Source organism: Roseovarius sp. CH_XMU1461, assembly GCF_037027165.1.
In the GTDB taxonomy this organism is placed as follows: Bacteria; Pseudomonadota; Alphaproteobacteria; order Rhodobacterales; family Rhodobacteraceae; genus Roseovarius; species Roseovarius nubinhibens.
On the sequence record NZ_JAYMDV010000021.1, the window covers coordinates 1 to 616 of the forward strand.

2 protein-coding genes are annotated in these 616 nt (G+C 52.1%); both read right to left on the minus strand.

The window, feature by feature from the left end; all coding sequences use genetic code 11:
• The coding region (locus WA237_RS18645) for a hypothetical protein (RefSeq protein WP_336099488.1) at positions 1-183 on the minus strand (183 nt) is incomplete at its 3' end.
• A gap of 36 nt (positions 184-219) precedes the next feature.
• The coding region (locus WA237_RS18650) for a hypothetical protein (protein WP_336099490.1) at positions 220-616 on the minus strand (397 nt) is incomplete at its 5' end.

Consider the following 616-nt stretch of genomic DNA (forward strand, 5'->3'; position numbering starts at 1 on the left):
TTTGATGTCCTCGCCGTCAGCGGCCCGCATGGTCAGTGGATAGCGAAATTCACGGCCATCCCGATACTGAACGCCGTTCGGCCCCCAGTTTTGAATCTTGCCGTTGTAGCAATGCGATCCGACGATCTGCTCTAGCTGGGCAAGGAGTGCCGCTCTGCTCGCAATTTTCTCTTCTCTCGTCATTTTGGAATTCCTCATACACATATAGAGACTTCGCTACTATAGGCCGCCGGAGAAGGCTCTTTGCAGAAGCGATTGGCGGAGGTTGTCGAGATTTTTCAGCGGTTCTGTTTTTCCAGCGATCAGTTCTCTTACTTTTTTATTCACCTCTGCCAACTCGTCAGCGGCCCTTTGAAGCTCTGACTGGTCATCGCAATAGGGTATCACCTCCGACAAAATCCTTTTGGGTGAAGTGTGCCGAACGGTAGCGCCGGAACAGCTCGCGCTAAGTCCATCGCGCAATGATCTTAGATTGAAAGCCTCCGCGAAATACTCAGGGTTCCAATTGGTCTTTTCCCTCGGTTCAATCAAACCCAGCCGCTGATTGTGGAGAAATAGCCCTTCGTCGGGGACGATGATGCAACTTCCCAAGAGGCCGGGCGCTTGTTCTGTCATC